Origin of the sequence: Haloarchaeobius sp. FL176, from assembly GCF_024609245.1 — an archaeon.
Classification (GTDB): domain Archaea; phylum Halobacteriota; class Halobacteria; order Halobacteriales; family Natrialbaceae; genus Haloarchaeobius.
The window spans coordinates 155,963-181,217 of the sequence record NZ_JANJYH010000003.1; the positions used below are offsets into that span (position 1 = coordinate 155,963).

Annotated in this window: 25 protein-coding genes and 1 tRNA gene; 14 read left to right on the forward strand and 12 right to left on the reverse strand. The window is 66.6% G+C overall.

Annotated elements, in window-relative coordinates; translation table 11 throughout:
• Positions 1 to 87: 87 nt before the first annotated feature.
• From NO978_RS06920 to NO978_RS06935, 4 genes are all read left to right on the forward strand, one after another.
• Entirely contained in the window at positions 88 to 1,287 is a 1,200-nt protein-coding gene (locus NO978_RS06920) for a threonine synthase (RefSeq protein ID WP_257298818.1), read from the forward strand.
• A gap of 85 nt (positions 1,288 to 1,372) precedes the next feature.
• Entirely contained in the window at positions 1,373 to 2,071 is a 699-nt protein-coding gene (locus tag NO978_RS06925) for a metal-dependent transcriptional regulator (protein ID WP_257298819.1), read from the forward strand.
• A complete protein-coding gene (locus NO978_RS06930; protein ID WP_257298820.1) occupies positions 2,068 to 2,850 on the forward strand; it encodes a TMEM165/GDT1 family protein in 783 nt (260 codons plus the stop codon). Before NO978_RS06925 ends, NO978_RS06930 begins: the two co-directional genes overlap by 4 nt.
• Before the next feature lie 50 nt (positions 2,851 to 2,900).
• Positions 2,901 to 3,623 (forward strand): LysE family translocator, encoded by a 723-nt coding sequence (locus tag NO978_RS06935; RefSeq protein WP_257298821.1) that lies wholly within the window; start codon positions 2,901 to 2,903, stop codon positions 3,621 to 3,623.
• 25 nt (positions 3,624 to 3,648) lie between these two features.
• Here the strand turns inward: NO978_RS06935 and NO978_RS06940 are convergent, their stop codons facing one another.
• Entirely contained in the window at positions 3,649 to 4,344 is a 696-nt protein-coding gene (locus NO978_RS06940; protein ID WP_257298822.1) for an HD domain-containing protein, read from the reverse strand.
• Positions 4,345 to 4,459: 115 nt separating this feature from the next.
• On the opposite strand from NO978_RS06940, the gene NO978_RS06945 reads away from it, so the two are divergent.
• The gene (locus NO978_RS06945; RefSeq protein WP_257298823.1) at positions 4,460 to 5,212 is read left to right on the forward strand and encodes an alanyl-tRNA editing protein; all 753 of its coding nucleotides are present in this window, start codon (positions 4,460 to 4,462) and stop codon (positions 5,210 to 5,212) included.
• A 73-nt stretch (positions 5,213 to 5,285) separates the two neighbouring features.
• A complete protein-coding gene (locus tag NO978_RS06950) occupies positions 5,286 to 6,266 on the forward strand; it encodes a DUF3179 domain-containing protein (RefSeq protein ID WP_257298824.1) in 981 nt (326 codons plus the stop codon).
• Positions 6,267 to 6,293: 27 nt separating this feature from the next.
• On the opposite strand, the gene NO978_RS06955 is transcribed toward NO978_RS06950, so the two are convergent.
• From NO978_RS06955 to NO978_RS06970, 4 genes are all read right to left on the reverse strand, one after another.
• Positions 6,294 to 6,473, reverse strand: coding sequence for a DUF5786 family protein (locus NO978_RS06955; RefSeq protein WP_257298825.1), 180 nt, complete (start codon positions 6,471 to 6,473; stop codon positions 6,294 to 6,296).
• Positions 6,474 to 6,549: 76 nt separating this feature from the next.
• A tRNA-Gln gene (locus NO978_RS06960) sits at positions 6,550 to 6,654 on the reverse strand.
• A 166-nt stretch (positions 6,655 to 6,820) separates the two neighbouring features.
• Positions 6,821 to 7,255, reverse strand: a complete 435-nt coding sequence (locus NO978_RS06965; protein ID WP_257298826.1) for a metal-dependent transcriptional regulator — start codon at positions 7,253 to 7,255, stop codon at positions 6,821 to 6,823.
• A gap of 10 nt (positions 7,256 to 7,265) precedes the next feature.
• Positions 7,266 to 7,760 carry a ferritin-like domain-containing protein gene (locus NO978_RS06970; protein WP_257298827.1) on the reverse strand — a complete coding sequence of 165 codons (495 nt, stop codon included), beginning with the start codon at positions 7,758 to 7,760 and terminating at the stop codon, positions 7,266 to 7,268.
• Positions 7,761 to 7,921: 161 nt separating this feature from the next.
• On the opposite strand from NO978_RS06970, the gene NO978_RS06975 reads away from it, so the two are divergent.
• On the forward strand, positions 7,922 to 8,302 hold the full coding sequence (locus NO978_RS06975) for a hypothetical protein (RefSeq protein ID WP_257298828.1): 381 nt from the start codon (positions 7,922 to 7,924) through the stop codon (positions 8,300 to 8,302).
• A gap of 98 nt (positions 8,303 to 8,400) precedes the next feature.
• Here NO978_RS06975 and sufD read toward each other — a convergent pair whose 3' ends face one another.
• From sufD to NO978_RS06995, 4 genes are all read right to left on the reverse strand, one after another.
• Positions 8,401 to 9,612, reverse strand: coding sequence for a Fe-S cluster assembly protein SufD (gene sufD, locus NO978_RS06980; RefSeq protein ID WP_257298829.1), 1,212 nt, complete (start codon positions 9,610 to 9,612; stop codon positions 8,401 to 8,403).
• Between the two features lie 2 nt (positions 9,613 to 9,614).
• The gene (sufB, locus tag NO978_RS06985; RefSeq protein WP_257298830.1) at positions 9,615 to 11,045 is read right to left on the reverse strand and encodes a Fe-S cluster assembly protein SufB; all 1,431 of its coding nucleotides are present in this window, start codon (positions 11,043 to 11,045) and stop codon (positions 9,615 to 9,617) included.
• A gap of 28 nt (positions 11,046 to 11,073) precedes the next feature.
• Entirely contained in the window at positions 11,074 to 11,988 is a 915-nt protein-coding gene (locus NO978_RS06990) for an ABC transporter ATP-binding protein (protein WP_257298831.1), read from the reverse strand.
• A 152-nt stretch (positions 11,989 to 12,140) separates the two neighbouring features.
• On the reverse strand, positions 12,141 to 16,148 hold the full coding sequence (locus tag NO978_RS06995; protein WP_257298832.1) for a DNA polymerase domain-containing protein: 4,008 nt from the start codon (positions 16,146 to 16,148) through the stop codon (positions 12,141 to 12,143).
• Positions 16,149 to 16,311: 163 nt separating this feature from the next.
• Between NO978_RS06995 and NO978_RS07000 the strand changes: the two genes are divergently transcribed.
• From NO978_RS07000 to NO978_RS07010, 3 genes are all read left to right on the forward strand, one after another.
• On the forward strand, positions 16,312 to 16,494 hold the full coding sequence (locus NO978_RS07000) for a hypothetical protein (protein WP_257298833.1): 183 nt from the start codon (positions 16,312 to 16,314) through the stop codon (positions 16,492 to 16,494).
• Between the two features lie 63 nt (positions 16,495 to 16,557).
• Positions 16,558 to 17,028 carry a hypothetical protein gene (locus tag NO978_RS07005; RefSeq protein ID WP_257298834.1) on the forward strand — a complete coding sequence of 157 codons (471 nt, stop codon included), beginning with the start codon at positions 16,558 to 16,560 and terminating at the stop codon, positions 17,026 to 17,028.
• A gap of 24 nt (positions 17,029 to 17,052) precedes the next feature.
• Positions 17,053 to 17,478: a hypothetical protein gene (locus NO978_RS07010; protein WP_257298835.1), complete on the forward strand. Its 426-nt coding sequence runs from the start codon at positions 17,053 to 17,055 to the stop codon at positions 17,476 to 17,478.
• Between the two features lie 2 nt (positions 17,479 to 17,480).
• On the opposite strand, the gene rad50 is transcribed toward NO978_RS07010, so the two are convergent.
• Together rad50 and mre11 are read right to left on the reverse strand one after the other, a co-directional pair.
• Entirely contained in the window at positions 17,481 to 20,186 is a 2,706-nt protein-coding gene (rad50, locus tag NO978_RS07015; RefSeq protein WP_257298836.1) for a DNA double-strand break repair ATPase Rad50, read from the reverse strand.
• Positions 20,183 to 21,574, reverse strand: a complete 1,392-nt coding sequence (gene mre11 / locus NO978_RS07020) for a DNA double-strand break repair protein Mre11 (RefSeq protein WP_257298837.1) — start codon at positions 21,572 to 21,574, stop codon at positions 20,183 to 20,185. Before mre11 ends, rad50 begins: the two co-directional genes overlap by 4 nt.
• 218 nt (positions 21,575 to 21,792) lie before the next feature.
• On the opposite strand from mre11, the gene NO978_RS07025 reads away from it, so the two are divergent.
• From NO978_RS07025 to NO978_RS07035, 3 genes are all read left to right on the forward strand, one after another.
• On the forward strand, positions 21,793 to 22,362 hold the full coding sequence (locus NO978_RS07025; RefSeq protein WP_257298838.1) for a hypothetical protein: 570 nt from the start codon (positions 21,793 to 21,795) through the stop codon (positions 22,360 to 22,362).
• A gap of 163 nt (positions 22,363 to 22,525) precedes the next feature.
• Positions 22,526 to 23,317, forward strand: coding sequence for a class I fructose-bisphosphate aldolase (locus tag NO978_RS07030; RefSeq protein WP_257298839.1), 792 nt, complete (start codon positions 22,526 to 22,528; stop codon positions 23,315 to 23,317).
• Positions 23,314 to 24,174 carry a class 1 fructose-bisphosphatase gene (locus tag NO978_RS07035; protein ID WP_369684113.1) on the forward strand — a complete coding sequence of 287 codons (861 nt, stop codon included), beginning with the start codon at positions 23,314 to 23,316 and terminating at the stop codon, positions 24,172 to 24,174. The genes NO978_RS07030 and NO978_RS07035 overlap by 4 nt, the downstream gene beginning before the upstream one ends.
• A 46-nt stretch (positions 24,175 to 24,220) precedes the next feature.
• On the opposite strand, the gene NO978_RS07040 is transcribed toward NO978_RS07035, so the two are convergent.
• A complete protein-coding gene (locus NO978_RS07040; protein WP_257298840.1) occupies positions 24,221 to 24,544 on the reverse strand; it encodes a helix-turn-helix domain-containing protein in 324 nt (107 codons plus the stop codon).
• Positions 24,545 to 24,819: 275 nt separating this feature from the next.
• Between NO978_RS07040 and NO978_RS07045 the strand changes: the two genes are divergently transcribed.
• Entirely contained in the window at positions 24,820 to 25,140 is a 321-nt protein-coding gene (locus NO978_RS07045) for a hypothetical protein (protein ID WP_257298841.1), read from the forward strand.
• Positions 25,141 to 25,255 lie beyond the last annotated feature (115 nt).

A 25,255-nucleotide genomic window follows, 5' to 3' on the forward strand; every position in this document is an offset into this window, starting at 1 on the left:
CGCGATGGTCGCGGTGTCGACGACCGGCTCTGCCCGAGCGACGCCGACATGGACAGGGCTTAGGACATCCCGGCCCAACCCCCGAACATGGAGACGACCGAGGCCTTCGTCGGACTGGACTGCGTCGATTGCGGCGAGCGCTTCGACGCCGCCGAGGCGACACACCGCTGTCCCGACTGCGGCGGTATCCTCGACCCCGCGTACGAGTACGACGACGTGTCGCTGTCGCGAGCGGCACTCGCCGACCGACCGTTCGAGTCGATGTGGCGCTACGCCGAACTGCTGCCGTTCACCCGCGAGTCGGCGGTGTCGATGGGTGAGGGTACGACGGCGCTGGTCGAGTGCCCGACCCTGGCCGACGAGCTGGGCGTGGGCGAGGTGTACATCAAGGACGAGGGGCGCAACCCGACGGGGACGTTCAAGGACCGCGGGCAGACCGTCGCGGTGACCGCGGCGGCCCAGCACGGCGCGACGGACGTGGCGCTCGCGTCGGCGGGCAACGCCGGCCAGGCCGCCTCGGCGTACGCCGCGCGTGCCGGCATGGACTCGCACGTGTTCCTGCCGGCGCGCTCCGGCTTCACGAACAAGGCGATGGTGAACGTCCACGGCGGCGACATGAACGTCGTCGGGGGACGCATCACCGACGCCGGCGAGGCGTTCGCCGACGCCATGGACGACCCGGAGAACGACCACTGGTACTCGGTGAAGACGTTCGAGACGCCGTACCGCCACGAGGGCAAGAAGACGATGTACTACGAGATCGCCGAGCAGCTGGACTGGGAGACGCCCGACGCGGTCGTCTACCCGACCGGCGGCGGCGTCGGTCTCATCGGGATGCACAAGGCCGCCGAGGAGTTCGCGTCGCTCGGGCTCACGGACGACGTCCCGGGGTTCTACGCGGCCCAGGCGACCGGCTGTGCGCCCATCGTCACCGCCTTCGAGGAGGGGAAAGAGGTCCACGAGGCGTGGGAGCACCCCGACACCATCTGCGGCGGCATCGAGATTCCGGACCCCGGCGCGAGCCCCTGGATCCTCGACGTGCTCCGCGAGTCCGACGGCGGCGCGGTCGCGACGGACGACCCGGACATCCTCGACGCCGCCGTCACCGTCGCCCAGCACGAGGGGCTGGAGATGGGCGCGACCTGTGCCGCGGCCGCCTCGGGTGCGTGGCAGCTCGCCGAGGAGGGCGAGCTCGGCGCGGACGACACCGTCGTCCTCGTCAACACCGGCACGGGCAACAAGGACGACGATATCCTCCGCAGCCACCTGATGGGCCAGGGTATCTGACCGCCGCCTCGCGGTCGCTCCCGGCCCGGCGGCCGACTGGCAACCGTACAACTTTTACTTTAGAGCCATCTAATCCTGCACAGGAATGCTCTCCGACGTGATGGAAGACTATCTGAAGGCCATCTACATCCTCCAGGAGCGCGACGGCCCGCCCGTCGCGACCTCCGAAATCGCGGCGTATCTGGACGTCACTCCGCCGACGGTGACGAGCATGGTCGAGAAGCTCGACGACCGGGGGCTCGTCGAGCGCGAGAAGTACAAGGGCGTCGAGCTGACCGACGAGGGGGTCACCGTCGCGCTGGAGGTCCTGCGTCACCACCGGCTGCTGGAGGCCTACCTCACCGAACACCTCGACTACGACTGGTCCGAGGTCCACGAGGAGGCCGACGTACTCGAACACCACATCTCCGAGGAGTTCGAGCGGCGCGTCGCCGAGGCGCTGGACGACCCCACTGTCGACCCTCACGGCGACCCGATCCCGAACGCCGACCTCTCGCCGCCGGAGGACGCCGAGCACACCCCGCTGTCGGAGCACGAATCCGGCACGACCGTCGAGATCTCCCGCGTCAGCGACCGCGAGGAGGAGGAGCTCCGGTACCTGAAGGACGCGAACATCACACCCGGCACAGTCGTCCGCATCGTCGACGTGGCTCCCTTCGGGATGGTCACGGTCGCCGTCAGCGACGGCGGTCGACAGAGCCTCCCGGAGGAGATTGCGGACTCCATCCGCGTCAAGCGCGTCGAGACGGACGCCGTCTCCGCTGAGGAGGTGCCCGAGGCGTGACCGGCTTCGCGGAGGTCGTCGTCGTCGCGTTCGTCGCCCAGCTCGCGGTGCTGCCCGGCGAGAAGGTGCAGTTCATCATCGCCGGACTCTCGACGCGCTATCACCCCCTCGTCGTCGTCTCCGCCGCGGCGACGGCCTTTGCGGGCTGGACCGCACTCGAGATACTCTTCGGGGAGTTCCTGCTCCGGGTGCTTCCAGGCGTCTACCTCGACGTGTTCACCGGCGGCCTGTTCCTCGTCTTCGCCGGGGTCCTCCTCCACTCGATGCCCGAGGACGGGGACCGCAGCTTCGAGAGCATGGGAGAGGGCAGCGTCGAGACCGACGGTGGGTTCTTCGGCTCCGTCGAGAGCCTCGAGGGGACGCGGTCGGTGTTCGGCCACGAACTCCCCGCCAGCCTCGCCGCGTGGTTCCCCATCTTCGGCATGATGGCCGCCGGCGAGTTCGGCGACAAGACCCAGCTGGTCACCATCGGGCTCGCCGCCCAGTACGGCGCGACGCCGGCCATCTGGACCGGCGAGATGCTCGCCATCGTCCCGGTGAGCCTCGCGAACGCCTACTTCTTCCACCGCTTCGCCGGCCGGGTGAACCTCCGGACGGCGCACATCGCCTCCGCAGGGTTGTTCGGCTTCTTCGGGCTGGACACGTTCCTCGCAATCCTGACGGGCTTCTCGGTCTGGGAGACGGTCGTCGAGCGGGCCGCCGACATCGTCCTCGGCGGCGTCCACTGGGTCGCCGACGCGGCCCCGCTCGCCGTCGACGCGCTGGCGACCCTCCCGTAGCCCTCGCCGCCTCCGGTCGCCTTTTGTAGCCCACCCGCGTACGGCCGGCGATGGCATCGACTGTCGCCTCGCTCTTCGCCGGGCTCCTGTTCGGCTTCGCACTCGCCTCTCCGCCCGGACCGATGAACGCCATTATCGCCGAGGAGAGCGTGCTCGGCGGCTGGCTCGCCGGCGTGCGAGCGGGCCTCGGCGCGTTCACCGCCGACGCCTGCTTCTTCGTCCTCGCCTGGCTGGGCGTCGTCGCCTTCGTCGAGACCGTCCCGGGAGTCAAGAGCGTCATGGTCGCCGCCGGCGGCGTGCTCATGCTCTACTTCGCCTACGGCGCGGCCCGGGACGCGATGAGCGAAACCGACTTCGTCGACGTCGACCCCGAGGACGACCGCAAGGGCTTTTCCAAGGCGTTCGTGCTCGCGCTCACGAACCCGTACCAGATCGTCTTCTGGCTCACCGTCGGCGTCCACATGCTCGACGACCGAACCATCGACGTGTTCAGTCACGTGCCCTACGTGAGTGAGTCGCTCGCCGGCACCGTCGTCGTGCAGGCAGGGTCGCCCGCGCTCGTCGTCGGCTTCTTCGGCGGCATCCTCCTCTGGGTCACGGGCTTCCCGGCCACCCTCGTCGCCGTCGGCAAACGCGTCGACCGGTTCGCCCCGGTCGTCGCAGGGGCGAGCGCGCTGGTGCTCGCGCTGTTCGGCGGCTTCTTCCTCGTCGACGCGATGCGGACGTTCGCACCGATGGGGGTCGACGCGCTGCGGTCGCTCGGCGCGATGTAGGCGTCGACGAAAACGGCAACCCACCTCAGAGGGGGGAGTCGACGTCGGCGAGGTCCATCTCGGCGACCTCTAGCTCCAGCCACTCGCGGAACCACTTCACGCGCTTGAGCCGCTGGTGTGCGATGCTCTCGGCGGTGTCGCTCTCGATGCGCTCCGCGGCGTCGTGACCGCGCTCTAACACCCGGTCGACCATCTCGGCGGCGTCCATGTGTGTCCGGGCCTCGTAGCCCATCCGGAGCAGCATCAGGGCCGTACCGTTCGCGCCGACCTTGTCGAGCACGTCGGCCTCGATGAGACACTGCGTCTCCAGCGAGAGGTCGCCGAGCTCGCCCTGGTACGAGTGGTTCTCGATGGAGCGACACACCTCGTCGACGAACGACGTGGGGAACTCACCACGGGTCTCGAGGTACTGCCGGGCGACGCGAGCGCCCTCCTCGGCGTGGACGTCCTGGTCCGCGTCGAGCTTCGCGATGTCGTGGAACAGCGCGGCGACGCGGGTCGCGTCCACGTCGGCTCCCTCCTGCTTCGCGATCTTCGTCGCGAGGGCGACGACGTTGAGGATGTGGTTGAAGCGGTACTCCGCGGAGTGCCACGGATACCAGCGCATCCGGCCGCCCTCCTCCTCGTTCTCCACGCTGGCGAGGAGGTAATCGTGCACGAACGATTGCATCTCCTCGAACTCCTCGTCGGTGACCCGTGATTCCTTTATCTCGACACCCATAGAGAATCCCACCAGATTAGACGGTCCGTAGTCATTGTTATCGGTACAAACGGCTCTACAACTCTTAGGCGTTACGACAGTGCGGATTAAGTGCACGGAGAGCATCGCTCCGGACGTGACAGAAGCGCTCTACCTGACAGATTCGTCCACCCGCCGCTTCGAGGCGACCGTCGAGCGGGTCGCCGACGACCGGGTCGTGCTGGACCGGACCTGCTTCTACCCGGCCGGCGGCGGCCAGCCCGCCGACGCCGGCACGCTGACTGCCGACGGCACCGAGTGGGCCGTCACCGAGGTCACAAAGAAGGACACGATCTACCACACGCTCGACGAAGAGCCGCCGGAGCCGGGCACCGCCATCGTCGGCGAACTCGACTGGGAGCGCCGCCACGCCCACATGCGCTACCACACCGCCCAGCATCTCCTTTCGGCGCTGTTGCTCGACGAGTTCGACGCTCAGACGACCGGCAACCAGGTGTACGCGGACCGCGCCCGCCTCGACTGTGACTACGACCGCTTCGACGAGGCCGACCTCGCCACCGTCGAGGACGGACTGAACGAGCTCGTCGACGACGAGCTGCCCGTCCGCTGGTACGAGATGGACCGCGAGACCGCGGAAGCCGAGCTCGACACGGACCGCACCCGAATCGACCTGCTACCCGACTCCATCACCGAGCTTCGAATCGTCGAGATCGGTGGCGCGGGACCGCCGGGAGCGTGCGACCGCGCCGACGCGGCCGCCGACCCCTACGACCGCACCGCCTGCGCCGGCACGCACGTCGAGTCCACGGGCGACGTCGGGACCGTCACGGTCACTGGCCGGGAGACCCGCGGCTCGGACGGCGAGCGCATCCGGTTCGAGCTGGCGTAGGCCGGACAGCTGGACTGCATCGACGTCGCCACACACCCGACTCCTTATACCGCAGTCGGACGCACCTGCGGACGTGAACGTCAGGAACGTCCTCCCGCGCGACGCGATCCCGAGCGTCGACGACCCGACCTACGTCCCAATCGCCGAGTACGACGGCGACAGCGACGACGAGGTGGTCCTCGTCGACGGCGAGCCAGCGCGTGCCTGCCCCGTCCGGTACCTGCACTACCACGAGATCGTCAACGCGGAGGACTCGGATGGCAGTCGCATCGCCGTCACGTGGTGTCCCCTCTGCGGGAGCGCCGTCGTCTACGACCGTGTCGTGGACACGGGCGATGGTGCGGCCCCTCGAACGCTCACCTTCGGCGTCTCCGGCAAGCTGGCGGACGACGACCTCGTGATGTACGACCGGGAGACCGAGAGCGAATGGAAACAGAGTCGCGGCGTCGCGATCGACGGCCCGCTCTCCGGCGTCGAGCTCACCGTCCTCCCAGCCGCGATGACGACCGTCGGCCGCTTCCGCGACGCGAACCCCGACGGTGAGGTGCTCGCCCCGCCGGGCGGCGAGAGCGAGGCCGCCGGCGCGGGCGACGAGCCAGAACCCATCGACTACGACGTGGCCCCGTACGAGCGCTACTTCGAGATGGACGGCTTCGGGCTCGCTGCCCACCGTGGTACCGGCGGCGAACGTAACTGGGACCGCAGGGACCTCGACCCGAAGGCCGTCGTCCTCGGCCTCACCGTCGACGACGATGCGCTCGGGTTCCCGCTCCCCCGGGTCGAGGCGAACGGGAGCGTCGCGGGGACGACCGTCGGCGACCACGACGTGGTCGTCTTCGCCACCGAGGCCGGCATCCACGCGTTCGAGAACCCGGGGCTCGCGTTCGAGCGCACCGTCGAGCCCGGGACGTTCGTCGCCGACGGCGCGCGCTGGGACGGCGCGACCGGCGAGAGCGACGACGGCCGTGCACTGGAGCGACTGGCGAGCCGCCGGCTGTTCGCGTTCGCCTGGCAGGACGACCACGGCCCCGACGCCTTCTACGAGAACGAGTAGTCCGCGACCGCGACGTTCGGCGAGTCGTTACTCGTCGTCGTCTTTCATCTGCTCGAGCTGCCCGACGAGGTCCTCGTTCGACATCTCCCCCTGGTCGAACGAGACCTCACCCTCGTGGTCGTGCTCGTGGACGGTGACCGCGTCGTCCTCGTCGATGTCGCTGTTCTGGTCCTGTTGTTCGGATTCGTCGTAGCTCCCAAAGCCCATTGGATTCGTATGGACGGGCGTCAACTATGAAAAAGGTCCGTTCTCGCCCCGGCACAAAGTGAACAATGTGTTAGAGTAGCCCCGGGCGGATTCGAACCGCCGTCATAGGCTCTCTTCCGCAGACGGACGGAGTCCATCCACGTCCAAAGGCCCATATGATTGGCCACTACACCACGGGACTGCGAGTTGCCGTAAGCGATGACGATACAATAAGATTATCTTTCAGTCGTCAGTTCCGGAGGCACCACGGCTCCTTGTTCAACGAGGCGATGATAGGAACGCCACAGGGAGACGACCTCTCAGCAGAAGAACACACGTACGACGCCGGAGTGAAACCGAAGCCGAGCTCAGTCCGCGCTCTCGCCGGCGGGGGCCTCGAGGTAGCAGCACTGGTCGGCCTCGGCGTCGAAGCAGTCGGGGCACTCTTCCCGCCGGTCGATGATGGTGTCGAGCCGTTCGGCGACGGTGTCGTCGATGACAGCCTCCAGGGCGCTGGCCTCGCCGCGGTAGTCCTCGACCTCGAGGACGTTCGCGAGGAAGCGCTCGATGATGCAGTACGTCTGGAGGGCGTCCTCGGCGCGGACGATTCCGTCGTCGGTGAGCGTCGCCCCCTTGTACTTCTCGTGGTCGACGAGGCCCCGGTCCTGGAGCTTGCCGACCATCTCGTTGACGCTGGCCGGCGAGACGTCGAGCATGTCCGCCAGCGCGCCCGTCGCTGCCGGCCCGTCTTCCATCCGTTGCACCAGGTAGATCGCCTTGAGGTACTGGTCTGCGGTGTTCATCGGTGGGTTCTCACGCTCGTCGCTCCATGATCTCGGTCACGTCCTCGACGCCCTCGGCCTCCTCCTCGCGGATCTGACGGAGCGTGTCGAGTACCTGCTCGCGGTCGATGCTGAACTCGCTCTCGCTCGCCTCGATGGCCTCGATGAGGTCGTCGTAGAACTTGTACGCGGTCTCCTCGTTGCAGAGCTGGTCGTACAGCAGGCCGTCGAAGTCCTCCGGTTTGGTCTGGGCGTACTGCGCCTCGACCAGCTTGTTGATCTCCTCGTAGGGGACCGTCTCGGCATCGAGCTCCTCGATGAGTGCCTCGAGTCGGCTGCGGTGCTCTGCTGACTCCTCGGCGGCGTGCTCGAGGAGGTGGCGAACGTCGTCGTCGACGCCCTCCTCGTCCTCGAAGGAGTCGAGATGATGGTACGCGCGGGATTCGACCACCTCCTCCAGCACCGCCCCGATCTGCAGGAGACGGGCGAGCTGGTGGTCGGTCGCGACGCGCTGCCCCAGGCTCATGTCCCAATGGCAGGGACGGGGCTACCTAACTCTTGCTGACTGTGCGGGCGGGGTTCGGCCGCACGACGATACGGGACCAACCGACTGGCGCGCGGCTGGCGCGACTGCGCGACCGTACGACCGATCACAAAACATACACTGGACGCCGATGGTGATGAGATATGCCACAACGGCGGCACGTCGCTGGTGCTGGGACGGGAGTGACCGTTTCGCTGCTCGCTGCACTCGCCGTCATCGAGACTGTCGACATCGAGTTCACCGGGCTGATGGGGGTGCCCGTCGGCGTCGTCAGCGGCTCGGTGGTCCTCGTTGCCGTCGTTGCCGGCTACGACCATCTCGGACGGTGGCTGCGGACGGTCGTCGATGCCGTCGCCGGGTTCGGGTTCGGAGTACTCGTGGGCTACCCCGCAATCGTCCTCGTTACCGACCCCGTCCCCGGGCTGCCAGTTCGGCAGATGCTCACCGTTGCAGCCCTCGTTGGACTGGTGTTCGCGGCCGCTGTTTCGATAGTGACGGCAGATACTGATGGAAGAGCTTCCTGAGTGGCTCAACTGTCGCATCGCCGCCCTCTTCGCATCGACTGGTAACTCGGGTGAAACACCGCAAAGAGAACGAAAACCGCCGAATGGAGTCCGCAGCTCTAGTTCCGCAGGCGTTCGGCGACGAGCTCCTCGATGTCGTCGCTGAGTTCGTCGACGGCGACCTCCTCGAGGACGGGGACGAAGAAGCCCTCGACGAGCATGTTGCGGGCGCTGCGCGGGTCGACACCGCGGCTGGTCATGTAGAACAGGTCCTGTTTGTCGACCTGCCCGACCGTGGCGGAGTGGCTGGCCTCGGTGTCGTGGTTGTTGATGATGAGCTTCGGGGAGGCGTCGGCCTCGGACTCGTCGGAGAGCATCAGCGTGTTCTCGCGCTGGTAGCTGCTGGTGTTCCAGGCGTCGCGGCCGACGTCCTGCACGCCCTCGTACACCGAACGGGCGCGGTCGTCGAGCACGCCGCGGGTGACGAGGTCGGCGGTGGTGTGCTCGGCGCGGTGCCAGACCCGACTGTTGATGTCGAAGTGCTGGTCGTCGTGGCCGAAGAACGCGCCGACGATGTGGCTCTCGGCGCCGTCGCCGTCGAGCGTCGTCTCGACCTCGCTCTTGGTCAGGCGCGAGCCCATGTTGGCCTCGATCCAGTTCACGTCGGCGTACGTGTCGGCGGTGCCGCGCTTGAGCGTGTAGTTGTACGTCTCGTCGTCGAGGTTCTGGAGGCTCCCGTACTGAACGTGGGAGTTCTCGCCGGCCGCGACCTCGACGATACCGCTGTAGTAGCGCTCGCCCTCGACCGCGTCACCCGTCGACTGGCGTTCGAGGATGGTGACCGAGGACGACTCCTCGGTGACGACGAGCGTGTAGTTGAACAGCGACTGGCTGTTCATCGTCGTCCGGATCTTCACGTCCTCGGCGTCGACGCCCTCGGGCACGTAGACGACGGTGCCGTCGGTAAAGAGAGCGGTCGAGAGCGCGGTGAGGTAGTTCTCCTCGGGGTCGACGACGCTCCCGAACCGTTCTTCGAGGAGGTCGCCGTGCTCGGCGACGGCGTCGCTCCACTCGAGGACCTCGATGCCCTCGGCGCTCACGCGCTCCTTGTCCTGGGCCGCGTTGAGCGGGTCGACGAAGCTCTCGAAGTCGAGCGCGTCGAGGTTCGTCCAGTCTCGCCCCGGCGTCCGGATGACGTCCGGCATCTCGAGGTCGTCGAGCGCGTCGAGGGCCTCGAGCCGGGTCTCGAGGAGCCACTCCGGCTCGCCGAGCTGCTCGGAGATCTGCTCCACCTGGTCTCGTGTGAGGTTGGCGTGTACCTGTGTGCTCATGATTATCCGAGGCTCCCCTCCATCTCGAGCTCGATGAGGCGGTTGAGTTCGACCGCGTACTCGATGGGCAGCTCCTCCGTGATTGGCTCGATGAAGCCGGCGACGATCATCTGCTTGGCGTCGTCGTCGTCCAGTCCGCGGGACTGGAGGTAGAAGACGTCCTCGTCGCCGATCTTGCCGACGGTCGCCTCGTGGGCGACGTCGACCTTCGACTCCTGGATCTCCATGTACGGCATCGTGTCCGAGGTGGACTCGTTGTCGAACATGAGCGCGTCACACTCGACGGACGTGGAGGAGTTCTCCGCGCCGTCGGCGATGTGAACGAGGCCGCGGTAGTTCGTACGGCCGCCGTCCTTCGAGATGGACTTGGACTCGATTGTCGACTTCGTGTCGGGCGCGTTGTGGTACACCTTCGCGCCGGTGTCGATGTTCTGGCCCTCGCCGGCGAACGCGATGGTGATGTGGTTGTCAGTCGCGCCGCGGCCCTTCAGGATGGTCGCCGGGTAGAGCATGGTCGCCTTCGAGCCCATGCTGCCGGAGACCCACTCCATCGTGCCCTCCTCCTCGACGATGGCACGCTTCGTGTTCAGGTTGTACGTGTTCTTCGACCAGTTCTGCACGGTCGAGTACTGGACGTGGGCGTTCTCGCCGACGAACACCTCGACGCCGCCGGAGTGCAGGTTGAACGCGGAGTACTTCGGGGCGGAACAGCCCTCGATGTAGTGCACTTCGGAGTTCTCCTCGGCGATGATGAGCGTGTGCTCGAACTGGCCCATCCCCTCGGAGTTCATCCGGAAGTACGCCTGGACGGGCATGTTGACGGTCGTGTCCTCGGGAATGTAGACGAACGAGCCGCCGGACCAGATGGCTCCGTGGAGCGCCGCGAACTTGTTGTCGCTCGGGGGGACGCACTTCGTCATGAAGTACTCCTTGACGATCTCTTCGTGCTCCTGGACCGCCTTGTCCATGTCACAGAAGATGACGCCCTTCTCCTCCCACTGCTCCTGCATGTTCTGGTAGACGATCTCGGACTCGTACTGCGCACCGACGCCGGAGAGCGCGTTCTTCTCGGCTTCCGGGATGCCCAGCTTGTCGAACGTGTCCTGGATCTCGTCCGGGAGGTCTTCCCAGTTCTCCGCGCCGCCGCGTGTCTCGATGTCCGGCCGGATGTACGGGACGATCTCGTCGATGTCGACCTCGCTCAGGTCGGGCTGGCCCGGCCAGTCGGTCGGCATCGGCATCTGCTGGAACTGCTTCAGCGCCCGCAGCCGGCGCTCGTACATCCACTCGGGCTCGTCCTTGTCCTCCGAGATGAGACGGATGGTCTCCTCGGTCAGACCCTTCTCGGTCTGGAAGGCGGAATTCTCCTCCTTCTTGAACTCGAACCGGGCTTCAGTGTCGGTCTCTTTGAGGTGGTCTTGATCGGAACTCATGGTTGTGATGTAGTGGTGTCGGGGTGGTTTACGCGGTGCCGTAGACCTCGTCGCGGACCCAGTCGTAGCCCTCGTCCTCGAGCTGCTCTGCGAGCTCGGGGCCGCCGGACTTCGCGATGCGGCCGTCGATCATGACGTGGACGTGGTCGGGTTCGACGTAGTCGAGGATGCGCTGGTAGTGGGTGATCTGCAGGACACCCGTGCCCTGCTCGTCGCGGAGCGCGTTGATGCCGTGGGAGACGTCCTGCAGGCGGTCGATGTCCAGCCCGGAGTCGATCTCGTCGAGCACCGCGATGCTCGGCTCGAGGATTGCCGCCTGGAGCACCTCGTTCTGCTTCTTCTCGCCGCCGGAGAAGCCGGCGTTGAGGTATCGCTGGGCGAACTTCTCGTCCATGTCCAGCTGCTCCATCTTCTGCTGGAGGAGCTTCTGGAACTCGGCGACGCCGACGTCACCCTCGTCCGCTGCACCCTCCATCGGGGAGGTGTCGTAGCCCTCGTCCTCCTCCTCTGCTGCCTCTTCCTCCTCGTCGTCCTCGAAGAGCTCCTCGCGCTCCTCGAGCTTCGCGTTGAGAGCGGTGCGGAGGAAGTTCGTCATCGTGACGCCCTCGATCTCGGCGGGGTACTGGAAGCCGAGGAAGATGCCGAGCGCGGCGCGCTCGTTGGGTTCGAGGTCGAGCAGGTCCCATGTTCGCTTGTCTTCGGGGATGTCGAAGTCCTCGCCGAAGTCGCCCTGTTCGAGGTGGAGTAGTACCTGACCCTCTGTCACTTCGTAGGCCGGGTGCCCGGCGACGATCTTCGCCGTCGTGGACTTCCCGGAGCCGTTCGGTCCCATCAGGGCGTGGATCTCGCCGGATTCGACCTCGAGGTCGACACCGTCGAGAATCTTCTCGCCATCGTCTTCTGCAACGCTCGCGTGGAGATTGTTGAGTTCGAGTTTTGCCATGCTGGCTACCTCTTAGTGTTCTAGCGATAGGGTGTCGGCCCCATAATCCTTGCGTATTCCCGTGTCTCTGATTCGCATATCGAAAAAATTTGTTCACGATTATAGAATCGGGTATGGCAGCGGTGTGGGGGCTTGACACTCCGATTCAGGGCCTACATGAAGCTGCCCAGCCCAGTCTGCTCCTGTCCGGTCTTGACCTCCTCCCAGGAGATGCCCAGCGCCTCGATGACCCGGGCGATGGGCCCCTTCAGCGTCTTGTCGAGCATCTTGTCGTAGTCGACCTCGAACTCCTCCGGAATCTGGTCGGCGTAGTCGAAGCAGATGACGTCCTGTTCGCGCTTGAACTCGCCGTAGCGGTGGTCCCGCTGCGGGTCGAACTCGCCGGCGTCCTCGAGCTCCTTGAAGTAGTCCGGGTGGACCTTCTGCAGGTAGAGCCGTTTGGGCTTCGAGCCGCGGTCGAAGTTCGTCCCGAACAGCAGGTTCGCGTACTTCGCGCCGCGGACGTGAGCCGTGTCCGTGTCGTAGTTGTCGATGCGCTTCCCGATACCGCCCGGGATGGCGATCTCGTCGTAGCTGTACTCGCCAGCCAGGAACCGCTCGATGATGTCGTGGATGTACTCGGTGATCTCGGACTCCTCCGCCCCGCGGACCACCTTGTCGATGACCTCGTGCTGGACCTCCTTCGTGATGGGCGCGATGTCCGAGCGCTTGTACTCGAAGCCGGTGATGTCGATGTCGTCGACGTGCTTGCCCTCCTTCCAGATGATGTGGCCGGCGTAGCGCTTCTTCTTGCCCGCCTGGAAGAACCGCCGGTAGAGCTTCTCGAACTCGATCTGGAAGCGGTGGAACTCTGCGTTCAACGCATCTCGGGCGAACTCATCGTAGGATTGGTTGATGTGCTCCTCGATATCTTCCGATAGCTGGATCGCCTCATCGGAGTCTACATCACCGCCGAGACTCATCATCACACTGTCAGTATCTCCGTACGCCACCTCGTGCCCGAGTTCGTTCGCGGACTCCTCGGTGAACTTGATGACCTCTCTGCCGGTTGCGGTTACGGCAGCTCCCATCTCCTTGTCGTAGAGACGGAATCGGTCCCAGCCGAGCACACCGTAGACCGACTGGCCGACGAACTGGAACATCCCATTGCGCCCCGCGAGCACCGTGTGGTTGTCCTCGACGGTGACACAGTATGCCCCATCTTCAGCTGTGGCCGTGCTTCCGGAGCGATGCAGCCGGAAACTGTTCTTTCCGTTTTCGGTGCAGTAAATCCGCCACGAGCCGCTGTCGTGATTGTAGCTCGCGGTCAGTCCAAGGTGCGTACAGAGACGCAGTACGTCGTCGCGGAGCTGTTCGCTCGAAGTCGTGTAGCGCCAGCTGTTGACCTGACGGTCGCCATCCCCTGCGATGAGCGTGTTCAGGAATCGCTCCTTCTGGTCCCGGCTCAGGTCGAAAACGAACCCAGGAATCCGTTTTTCGAAGCTGTTTCCACCGCACGTGGTCTCCAGCCAGGTACCGAACAGCTTCGAGGTGAACTGGTACCCGCGGTCGTCCACGTACGCGTCGAACTCCATCCGGTCGAGCAACGCCCCGATAGCCGTGTGGTCGTCCCCATCCCCACCGTCAGCAATGGCATCCTGTGCGATATGTATGGATGTCGCGCTCCCACGGAAGTTCTCGCCGAACTGCTTGTCCTCGGACGTGTAGACCGACCCCTCGGTGATGTACCAGGCGAGCAGTTCGAGGAAATCGTCCCCGTCGTAGAACCGCGGAATCCACTTTCGGCCACGTTCCGCGTGGACGTAGAAACTCGAGCAGTGCTCGTCGAGGTACGCGCGGTGCTCTTCGAACGTCTCGGCGTCGAAGACGTACCCGGTTCCGTCCTCGCCCTTCTTCTCCATCTTGTCCGGGTAGAAGCCGATTTCTGCAGCCAGCGTGTGGCCATGCACGTCGTTGTTCGCCCAGACTTCGAACTCACCGTCGAGGAACTCCGTGATGTCCACCCGGTCGAGTCGAGACCCATCGGGACCATCCCACCCGTGGGGAAGTTCGTAGTGGGAAGCGTCATTGAGGTCGCCAGCCTCGACGAACCGGAAATCGTCCCAGGCTGCACCGTTCCTGTCGTCCTTGCGGACGAGCATCCGGTGGTTCGGTGTGACGCTGAAATCTATCTTGCTCGTCTGGATGTCGACCATCTCTCCCCGGTAGTCGGGGTACTCGTGCGTTTCGACGACCGGTTTAACCTCCATCTCCATCGTATCCGGGTCGAGCGAGTACACCTCGTCACCCACATCGAGGTCCCTGATGTTCCGGACACCATGCGGTGTGAGAACGTCAGTATCTGACGAGAAACAGTTCATGATGACCTTGACAGCGGCCTGCTGCTGGTCGTAGCGCTCGTAGTCCTGGCTGCCGGGGTCGTGCTGGTTCCGCAGCTCCTTCTTCGCCTCGCGCTCTTCCAGCAGTTCGTCGACCATCGCCCGGATCATCCCGTCCTCGTCCTTCCGGAAGTGGGTGCCGTTGGGGGCGTGGTAGGTCTCCCCGTCGAACTCGTCTGGGTCGACCTTCGTCTCCGGGCTGGCGTTAATCGTCACCATGCACATCGGGTAGAGCGACTTCAGGTCGAGCACCGTCACCATCTCCTCGACACCCGTGATGGGGTCGAACACTGCGCCGCCCTCGTAGTCCTCGGACTCCTGCTTACCCTTCGAGGGGAGCACGAAGTCGCCGTGGACCTTCTGCAGGACGTACATGTCGACCGCGTCACCAGCGGTGGGGGCGTCCTCCAGCTTGCAGCCGACGAACGTGCGCACCTCGTCGTAGAACGAGACGATGTCCTGCTTCGCGTCGATCTCGACGCAGAGCTCCACGTCGCGGAGGTTGTACTCCAGCAGCCGGCCGGGGTCGTTCTCCCAGAGGTCGCCGATGTCGCCGGTGTAGCGCTCCTTGCCGGCGTCGAGTTCGGTCTCGCCGACGGCGTCGAGCCGGTAGGAGTCGAGCTCGGTGAACTGTCGGCTCTTGTAGGCGTACAGCAGGTCGAACACGACGCGACCCTTCACGTTCGGGCCGCCCCAGCCCGAGCGCCAGACCTCGTTCACCCGGGAGAGCCGGTTCGGGTCGATGTCTTGGTCGTGCATCGTCGAGTCGAGTACCTCCAGCCGGTCGAGGAAGTACGGCGCGTCGAAGTCCTCGAAGTTCCAGCCGGTCATCACGTCGGGGTCCGTCTCGTCGATGTAGTCGAGGAACGCCTCGAGCATCTTCCGCTCGGCCTCGCGCTCGTCCTCGCCGTCGAAGACCTCGACCCGGAGGTCCAGCTCGCCCTCGATGGGGTCGTACTCCGGCAGCGCGTCCGGGGCCTCGCCGTCGTACTCGTCGGCGATGGCGAGCCAGACGACGTACTCGTCGTCGTAGGAGTCGTGCGAGGTGAGGCAGATGATGGGCTCGTCGCCGTCCTCGGGGAAGCCGTTGCGGTCGTTGACCTCGATGTCGAACGTGTTGATCCGCGGTTCGGCCGTCAGCTCGGTCGCCTCGACCTCCTCGTGTGGCACCCGAATCGTGCCGCTCTCGCCGCGGCGGTTCGGCACCGTCATCCCGCTGTTGATGCCCTTGTCGATGAGGAACCGGTTCGGGAACAGCACGTCGGCCTCGTAGTGGTCGAAGCGGTCGCGGATGTTCCCGACGTCGCGCGGCGTGCGGCCGAAGATCTTCGTCAGGCGCTCGCCGCGGATGCTCTCGTAGGGCTCGCCGTCGTCGTCTTCTTCCTCCCAGTCGACGATGACGTCCTCGTCCTCGAGTTCGGACTCGTCGAGCGAGTCGGTCGGCGCGTAGAAGTACGGCTGGAAACCGAACACCATGACGTGCTTGGCGGTCCCCTCGGCGCTCCGGCCGAAGACGTGCATCACGGGCTGTTCGTGCTCGCCCGACCCCTCGACGGTGTAGTCCACCTGCATGACGGAGAGCGAGACGGTGCCGTCGGGGTCGGGGAACAGGGCCTCGTCGGCTTCGACGAAGTCGGCGTTCTCGAGCCCGGGCGTGGTGACGGCCTCGGCTTCGGCGACGAGGTCGGACTCGCTGAGTCCGTCGTCCTCGCTGTCGGTGGACCCGCCGTCACCGAACGCGCCCCCGAGTGTCAGCTGTTCGGAGTCCCCTGCGTCGGTCATTGGAGGCGGTTCGGGGTCAGCGGTAAAAACAGCCGTGGTTCACACCCCGCAATCGGCACGCACACCCTGGATAGGGGACCGTTACCATCCGGTCCTGTCGGTCGAGTCTGATTTCCCCGCGGCAACAAGACATATACCTTGGTACTGTCTACCAGCGTCTGAGGTGACCGGCTTGTCCGACCACGCAACGCAATCCGACGGACGCACGGCCGATAGAGACGAGACTGACGGCGTCGAGTCTATCGAGACATACGAGACCGACGAAGGGACGGTATTCTACGACGCCGAGAACCCGCTTGCGTGGCTAGAGGCCGGAGAGACGTTCTCCCTCCGAGAGCACGCCTGAGCCACCTGCAACGGACCGCACGAACGAGCAACCCTTTTCCTGCCGCCGCCCCAACAGCGAGGCGTGCTCGACGACATGCTGGAGGGGAACGAGGAGAAGGGCCCCGGGGAGCCTGACCCGGAGGCCGACCTCCGCGACTACGAGGCGGAGCTCACCCCCTCCGTGCGGATTCCGGAGGCACCCTCACCGTCGTCGCCCGCCGATGTCGACGCACCGGCGGAGCTCCAGCGGAAGTTCTGGGTGCTCGTCCTCGCGTTCAACGGCGCGCTGCTCGCCGGGAGTCTCGGTGGGCTGTACGTCATCTTCCGGAACGACTGGTACCTCGGTGGACGACTGCTCGCCGCGGGGCTGGTCTGTTTCACCTACGGCGCGTACCGCCTCCGGACGTGGGACATGCCGACCGGCGACGGCGGTGAGACCGCGACGGATTCGGGCGACGACGACGAGGACGCTCCCGACGACGACACCGAAGAGACCGAGGTGGACTGGACGGCCACCGTCGACGGCCCGGGCGGCCGCGACGACAACGACTAACCCCTCGCGCCCGAAGCCCGGCGCATGCGAACGGTCCGCGACGAGGACGGCCGCACGTTTCTGGTGGTCAAGGAGTCCGGCGAGTCGACACTGGTCCGCGACCCCGAAACCGGCGCCGAGGAGTTCCGCCCGAACGAGCGCCTCACCACGGTCGACGACGAGTCCGGGCTCGCGGTCGCCGCCGGTGCCGTCCCGCCGGCGGTCCGCCGAATCCTCAGTGCCACCCACGACGACCGGTCGCTCGGCCTCCTCGTCGAGCTCGTCGACCGCGACGCCGTTGCCGTGCGTGACCTCCTCGCCGACTACGACCTCTGCGAGAGCGACCTGCTCGGCCTGCTGACGGAGTTCCGCGCGGCAGGCCTTGTCGAGGAGGCCCGCATCGCCGGTGAGCGTGGCTACGCGGCGACGGCGCTGGCCGAAGAGGGTGTCGAGCTACTCAGAGCGGAGTAGCGTCAGTCCAGCCCGGGAATCGGCCGCTTCCCGCGGGTGACCGTCGACCGGTTGGTCGTCGGGTCCTTCTCGACGTGGACCAGCGAGTCCGCTGCGCCGACGAGTTCCTCGTCGTGGCTCACCAGGAGAATCTGCTCGACGCCGTACTCGGTGCGCATCGTCTCGACGAGCGTGAGCAGCTGCGACACGTGACCCGAGTCGAGGAAGACGGTGGGCTCGTCGAGGATGAGCGGCGGCATCGGTGCCGCGCCCTCCACTCCCTCGGAGAGCAGCCGGTAGATGGCACAGCGCAGGCTCAGGTTGAACAGCGCACGCTCGCCGCCGGAGAGCTGCTCCGGGTCGAGTGTCTCGCCGTCCTTCTGGTACACCGTCAGCTCGTAGTCGCCCGAGAGCTCGATGTGTGAGTACGAGTCGTTCTGGTACACCAGGTCGAACGTCTCGTTGAGCATCCGCTCGAGGGTCTCGACGTTCCGGCGACGAAGCTCCGCGCGCAGGTCGCTGTACATCTCCTGGAGGTCCTGGGCCTCGTCGTACAGCGACTCCAGTGCGTCGACGCGTTCCCCGAGAGCGTCGCGCTTCGTCCGGAGGGACTCCAGCTCCTCGATCTCGTTACGGACGCCGCCGATGCGGTCCCGGAGGTCCGCCTCCTCCGATTCGAGCGTTTCGAGCGCCTCGGTCGCCTGCTCGAGGTACTCCTCGGCGCGCTGTTTCTCGTTGCGAGCGTTCTCGACGCGCTCCTCGTCGACCTCCGACTCGAGCTCCCGTTTCCGCTCGCGCTTCTCGGCGAGGCGCTCCCGGCGCTCCTCGTTGAGTTCGGCCTTGCTCGCGCGCTCGTCGCGCAGTCGCTCGACCTCGGCGTCGACCGAGTCGGCCTCATCGAACAGCTCCGAGAGCCGTTCCAGCGTCTCGATGGTGGCCTTCACGTCGGCGCGCTCGCCGTTTGCCTCGCCGAGGTCGCTCCGCAGGTCGTCGGCCGCCTCGCGGGTCGAATCAGCCGCCTCGCGCTTCTCCTCGGCCTCGGACTCGAGCTCGTCGACCTCGTCGCGCAGGTCCCCCGCACGCTCGCGCTTCTCCGCGACGTTCTCGGCCTTCTGCTCGCGGAGCTGCGCCAGGTTGTCGCGGTTCTCGCGCAGGCTCTCGACCTCGCGCTCGGCGTCGCGGAGGCTCTCGGCACGGTCGATTCGCTCGTCGAGCGTCTCGACGTCCGCCTCGAGCGCCTCTAGTTCGGCTTCCTTCGACGCCAGCTCCTCGCGGTCGTCCGCCAGCGTGTCGACGTGCGGCGAGCCGTCGACCGGCTGGCCGCACTCCGGACATTTGCCCTCGTCGAGCAGCGCCTCGGCCTCCTCGATGCGGTTCCGGAGCGTCTGGACCCCGGTTCGCAGGTCGCTGGCCTCGTCCCGCAGTTCCTCGCGCTCGTCGCGGCACTCGACGAGGTGCGACTCCGCATCGCCGAAGTCGACGGGTGCGCCGTCGAACGCCTCGCGGTGGGCCTCGATGTCGTCGTCGAAGCCGTCGAGCTTCTCGCGCAGGTCGTCGAGGTCGGCGTCGGCCTCGTCGGCCTCGGTTTCGAGTTCTGCCGCCTCCTCGCGCGTCTGCTTGGCCTCGTTCTCCAGCTCGTCGGCGCGCTCGGCCAGCCGGTCGGCCTCGTCGGATTTCGTGCTGATCTCGACCGAGAGCTCGTTGATTCGCTCCTGGAGCACCTCGGCTTCGCTCTCGAGTTCGTCGAGCCGGTGGTCGACGAGTGCGGGCGTGTCGTCCGGCGCGAGTCCTGCGTCGTCGGGCAGGTCGCTCGCGTCGGGCAGGTCGACCTGGTCGAGGAGTTCGTCGCGCTCCGCGCGCAGGTCGTCGAGGTCCTCGGACCGGTCGGCGATACGGGCCTTCAGCTCCTCCCGCTCGCGCTCGGTCGCCGCGATGGCGTCCTGCAGTTCGCTCACGTCGGATTCGACCGACGCCAGCTCCTCGCGCTTTGCCTCGTGGTCGTCGAGCACGGCTTGGGCCTCGTCGCGGGTGGATTCGGCCTCCGCCACGTTGCCCTCCAGTCGCTCGATCTCAGCGCTGGTCTCGTTCAGCTCGCTCTGGAGCTCGTTGAGCTGGTCGTGCAGGCCTTTCGCCTCCTTCGCTGCGACCTGCTCGTCGAGGCTCTCCTTGCGCCCACGGGCGTTGTCGAGGACGTCGTTCACACCCAGTCGGGCCTCGCTCGCGCGCTCCCGGTACTCCTCCAGCTTGCCGAGCTGTAGCAGGTCGTCGATGATGTCCTGGCGGGTGCTCGGGCTCGCGTGGATGAGCTTGTTCACCTCGCCCTGCCGGACGTACGCGCAGTTGACGAACGCGTCGGCGTCCATCCGGAGCAGGTTCGTGATGGCCGCATCGACCGAACTCGGGCCCTCCCAGGAGGCGTCGCCGCCCTCGAGCAGGCAGTCATGGGAGACGCGGTCGCCGTAGTCCTTCAGGCTCCGCTCGAGGTGGTAGTCGACGCCGTCGTGGCGGAACCACAGCTCGACCGCACAGTCCTCCTCGCCGGTTCGGATGACGTCCTCCCGGGTTCCCGGAATCGCGGCTGAGCCGTACAGCGCGAAGAAGCACGCCTCCAGCAGGCTCGACTTCCCGCTGCCGTTGACGCCGTGGACGACGGTGACGCCGCGGTCGAGCCGCAGGTCGGCGTCGCCGTAGCACTTGAAGTTCGAGAGGCGGACGCGGTCGACCCTCACAGGAACTCCTCCATGGACGCCTGCGAGTCGTTTCCAGCGGCCTGTTCGTCCGCCGGTTCGTCGAGCGTGGCGTCCGTCTCGGGGGCCTCGTCGGGCCCGGCGCGCACCGTGTCGCCACCGTCGGTCGACGCCTGCTCCGACTCCGGTGGTTCATCCTGGCTGCTCTGGTCCGTTGACTCGGCCGGGGCCGGGTCGTCAGTGGTGTCGTTGTCGTCGTCCTCGACAGGGTCGCCCCCAGCGTCGTCGGAAGCGTCCCCGGCCGCTGGCTCCGCGCCCTCGAAGGCGTCGAGGTCGTCCTCGTCGACGAGCGATTCAACCCGCTCCTTCACCGAGTCGCGGACGTTCGAGTCGGCGACCTTCGAGGCACGGACCGTCTCGTCCACGTCGCGGGCGGCCTGGCTCAGCCCGAGGTCGCGGACGCGCTCGCGGACGGCCTCGTCGGGGTCCGCGAACGTCACGTCGACCTCCTGCTCCTCGTCGAACTCCCGACGGTCGTTCACCCGGGCGACCAGCGCGCCGCGGTCGATGGCCAGCTCCTCGACGGGGGCCGGGGAGACCGGCTCCCCGTCGCCCGTGACCGTGACGACGACGACGGCGTCCTCGCAGTCGTGCTCGCGCACCGCCTCCCGGACCCGCTCGACGCCCTCGCCCGCCTGCAGTTCGACGTCGACGAACCGGAACGCCCGCGTGTCGGGGATACCACGCCGGCTGATCGCCACGGTCCCGACCTCCGTGGCGACGATGTTGTACCCCCGGTCGTCCCGCTCGCTCGCGCTCGCTCGCTCGGTCGACCCGCAGTAGGTGACCCAGGTGTCGTCGACCTCCTCGACGCCCGGCGCGTGGTTGTCTCCCAGCAGCAGCGCGTCGAAGTCGACCGACGACTCCGCGAGGAGTCGCTCCGTGTCCCAGTCGGCGTGCGCGAAGGGTTCGAACAGCCCGTGGCTCACCAGCATCGCGTAGTCGGTGTCGTGCGCGGCGAACTCGTAGTCCAGGTCGTCCCGACGTGACCGCGGGACGAAGTCCAGCCCGTAGAACGCCGTGTCGCCGACGACGTGCGGTTCGTCGTCGAGACGGGTGGCGAGCCCGAGGTCCTCGAACAGGTCCAGCCACTGTCCGTCCCGTTTCCCCTCGTGGTTGCCGACCACGGCGAGGAACGGAATCCCGGCGTCGGCGAGGTCCCGGAGCGCCGCGACCGTGCCCTGGAGGTCCCTGAGTCCGGGGCGTCGGTCGTGGAACAGGTCGCCCGCGTGGACCACGGCGTCCACGTCGTCCTCGACGGCGTCCGTGACCACCCGCTCGAACGCCCGGAAGAAGTCCCGCTGGCGCTCGGGGGAGTGGTACTGCCGGTATCCGAGGTGGGTGTCGCCGGTGTGAATCACCCGTGTCATATGACTGCCTCTATCGCGTGATGCCGTAAAGACGTTCCGCGATTCCCGGTTCCTCATCCGTCGTGGGGCCGACTCGAACTGCGACCTGCCAGAACGTCTCGACGGACGAACCGTGCAGGTCCGAAACGACACGCGAGCGAACACTCACGTTCGGTTCCACGAATCGCGGCCGGCACACCAACATTCAAGGCCGGTGCTGGCGAGAACAACAGTGACGGATGGGCACGAACGACGGTGGCGAGGAGCTGGTAGCCGACGCGGAGATGCTGGCTGGCCTGGATGGGGTCACACCGGTTGCGGCTGCCCAGCTGACCGACGCAGGCGTCACGGCGAGCGACGTGACCGAGAAACGGGTGACGTACACGGACCTGGTCGAGGCGGGCATCGAGCAGGGCGTGGCGACGGCTCTGCGCCGGGAACACTCGCTCTCGTGGTCGTCGACACTGGGCGACGGCCTCGACGAGCGGGCGGAGTCGATGGGCGGGCTTCAGGACGACGAGCGGGACTGGGTCGCGGCCTCGACGAGCGACTGGGAGGAACTCGGCGTACGGGAGTACGACCCGGTCGAGCGCGAGCCCGTCGACATCTGGGCCGACCGGGAGCGCCCGACGCCGGTCGAGACGGTCGTCGACGGCTGGGTGGCCGACCAGCTCGCCGAGGGCGGTATCACCTCGGTCCGCCAGCTCGCGTGGGTCGACGCGGCGGCGCTCGCGGAGGCGCTCGACGTGAACGTGATGCAGGCGAGAACGTGGCGGTTCTCGGCGCGCGAGGCGTTCCAGCGGGAGTAACGAATACACCCGAAAATTTACTACCGCTGTAGTGTGTTCTTTATCCCCCCGCCAGCGCCACAGAGCGGCCGGTAGCGGTTCTCTACAGCACGCTCGTTCGTTCGTCCGATACCCCGTTCCGAACACCACGCTTTAATAGGCGGTTCGTGGAACTTGGAACCGAATGCGACCCATCGACGACTCACCCATCGTCCGCGACGGAAAGGTACTGATTCTCGCGATGGACCACGGGCTGGAGCACGGCCCCGTGGACTTCGAGCCGGTCCCAGAGACCATCGACCCATCGACGGTGTTCGACGTCGGCACACACGACGCCGTCACCGCGATGGCCGTCCAGAAGGGCGTCGCCGAGGCGTACTACCCCTCCTACGAGGACGACGTGAACCTCCTCATGAAGCTCAACGGCACGTCGAACCTCTGGATGGGCGAGCCCGACTCCGCGGTGAACTGCTCGGTGGACTACGCCGTCGAGGAGGTCGGCGCCGACGCGCTCGGCTTCACCCTCTACGGTGGTTCGAACAACGAGATCGAGATGGCCGAGGAGTTCCGGAAGGCCCAGGAGAACGCCCGGAAGCACGACGTTCCGATGATCATGTGGTCCTACCCGCGTGGCCAGGGCCTGAAGAACGACCGCGACCCGGAGACCATCGCGTACGCGGCGCGGCAGGCCCTCGAACTCGGTGCCGACGTGGCGAAGGTCAAGTACCCCGGCTCGCCGGAGAACATGGAGTGGGCGGTCGACGCCGCGGGGAAGGTCAAGGTCGTCATGTCCGGCGGCTCCAAGACCGACGACTACGCGTTCCTCAAGCAGGTCGAGGGCTGCATGGAAGCCGGCGGCAAGGGGCTCGCAGTCGGCCGGAACGTCTGGCAGCGAGAGAACCCGCGCGAGATCCTCGACGCCCTCGAGGCCGTCATCTACGAGGGTGCCTCCGCCGAGGAAGCGCTGGACCGATGATGCAGGAGAGCGCCCACGACGCGACCGTCGACGCGGTCGTCGACGTCATCGCCGAGACCGCACCCGAGATCCGCACGGGTCTCGTCGGCCGGCGTGGCACCGTCGACGAGGAGAACCCGAGCGGCGACGAGCAGGTCGAGGCCGACGTGTGGGCCGACGGCCTGCTCGAGGACCGCCTGTCGCGCATCGACGGTGTCGGCCAGTACGCCAGCGAGGAGCGTCCCGAAGTCGTCGACTGCGGCGAGGGCGTCGCGGTCGCGGTCGACCCGCTCGACGGCTCCTCGAACCTCAAGTCGAACAACGCGATGGGCACCATCTTCGGCGTGTACGACGCCGAGCTGCCGGCCCGCGGCGAGGACCTCGTCGCCGCCGGTTACGTGCTGTACGGTCCGGTCACGACGATGCTCGTCGCCCGCGACGACACCGTCCACGAGTACGAGATCTCGGGCGACGAGCGTGGCGTCATCGAGCGTGACGTGACCATCCCCGACGACCCCGTCGTCTACGGCTTCGGCGGCCGCGTCCCCGACTGGCCCGACGACTTCGCGGGCTACGTCGACGAGGTCGAGGACGAGCTGAAGCTGCGCTACGGCGGCGCGATGATCGCCGACGTGAACCAGGTCGTCACCTACGGCGGCATCTTCGCGTACCCGGCGCTCGAATCCGCACCGAACGGGAAGCTCCGCCTGCAGTTCGAGGGCATCCCCATCGGCTACGTCATCGAGACAGCCGGCGGCGCGTCCTCCGACGGGAGCCAGTCGCTCCTGTCGGTCGAACCCACCGAACTGCACCAGCGCGTCCCCGTCCACGTCGGGAGCGAGGCGTACGTCGACCGGCTGGAGTCGGCGCTGGACTGAGCGCCCGACACCGACGCCACGTAGCACACCTTCTTCCCGCGGTTCGTCACAGGTCGTCGTCCACGAGGTCGCGACGGTAGGTCACGTCGATGGTGAAGCCGCCGTCACGAAGTTGAAAACACACCTCGTCGAGGTTCGTCGCGTACGTCTTGAAGTGGTTGCCGTCCTCGTCGACGCGTTCGTGTTCGACGACGAGGTCGTGGTCCTGCAGCACGTCGAGCCGCCGGTAGATGGTCGCCTCGGAGGTGTCACAGCGGTCGGCGAGCGCCTGTGCGGACAGCTCCTCGACGGAGGTGAGCGCGAGGATGCGCCGGGCGTCGGCGCGCTCGAACACGTCGAACAGGGTCTCCGCGTCCCACTCGTTAGACACGCCGGAACGGAGGCGACACAGACGCAAAAAACGTGTGCGTTCGGCGGCAGCTTCACTGTGTGAGAACGCGACTGCACAGGCGAGCGATGCACCGGTCGAACAGACCGGCGGGAACGTCGGTGTGATACGGCGGATTCTGCGGGCGCCCACGGCGTGTTGCCAGGTGGCAAGGCCCTGGGAACGGCTAATTCCTCGATATCAGGCTCTTCGAGCTTCACGAAGCCAGAATAGACACCACTCCTTTTTCGCTGGAACCGGCCATTCGTGAGTGAACGATGTCCCAGAGCTTCCACGGGAAAGCCGGCACGGACACGAAGGAGAGCATCGACCTCACACTGGAGACGGAGACGTTCTTCCAGCTTGTCAATCGGTACAAGTGGACGAGTCGGTGGCTGGCGCTCCAGCTATTCCTGCTCTCGGGGACGTTGACGGTCCCCTTCCTGTGGCCAAACGGCAAGGAGCTGGCCGGCGTCGTCTTCGGGATCGGACTCACGATGACGATGTTCGTCGCCATCACCGGACTCGTCGTCGGCACCGTGAACGTCCTCCGACGGCTGTACAGGTCGGTCCGCAACAGCGACGGCATCACGGCGTAATCGCCGAGCCGGCAGCCGCGCACCCCGGTCGTCCTCCCCCGCCGGCGGTCTCTCCCCATCGCCTTGGCCCCACCTCGGCAATCCTCGCGGCAACCCAAAGGGAAACCTTTCTCAC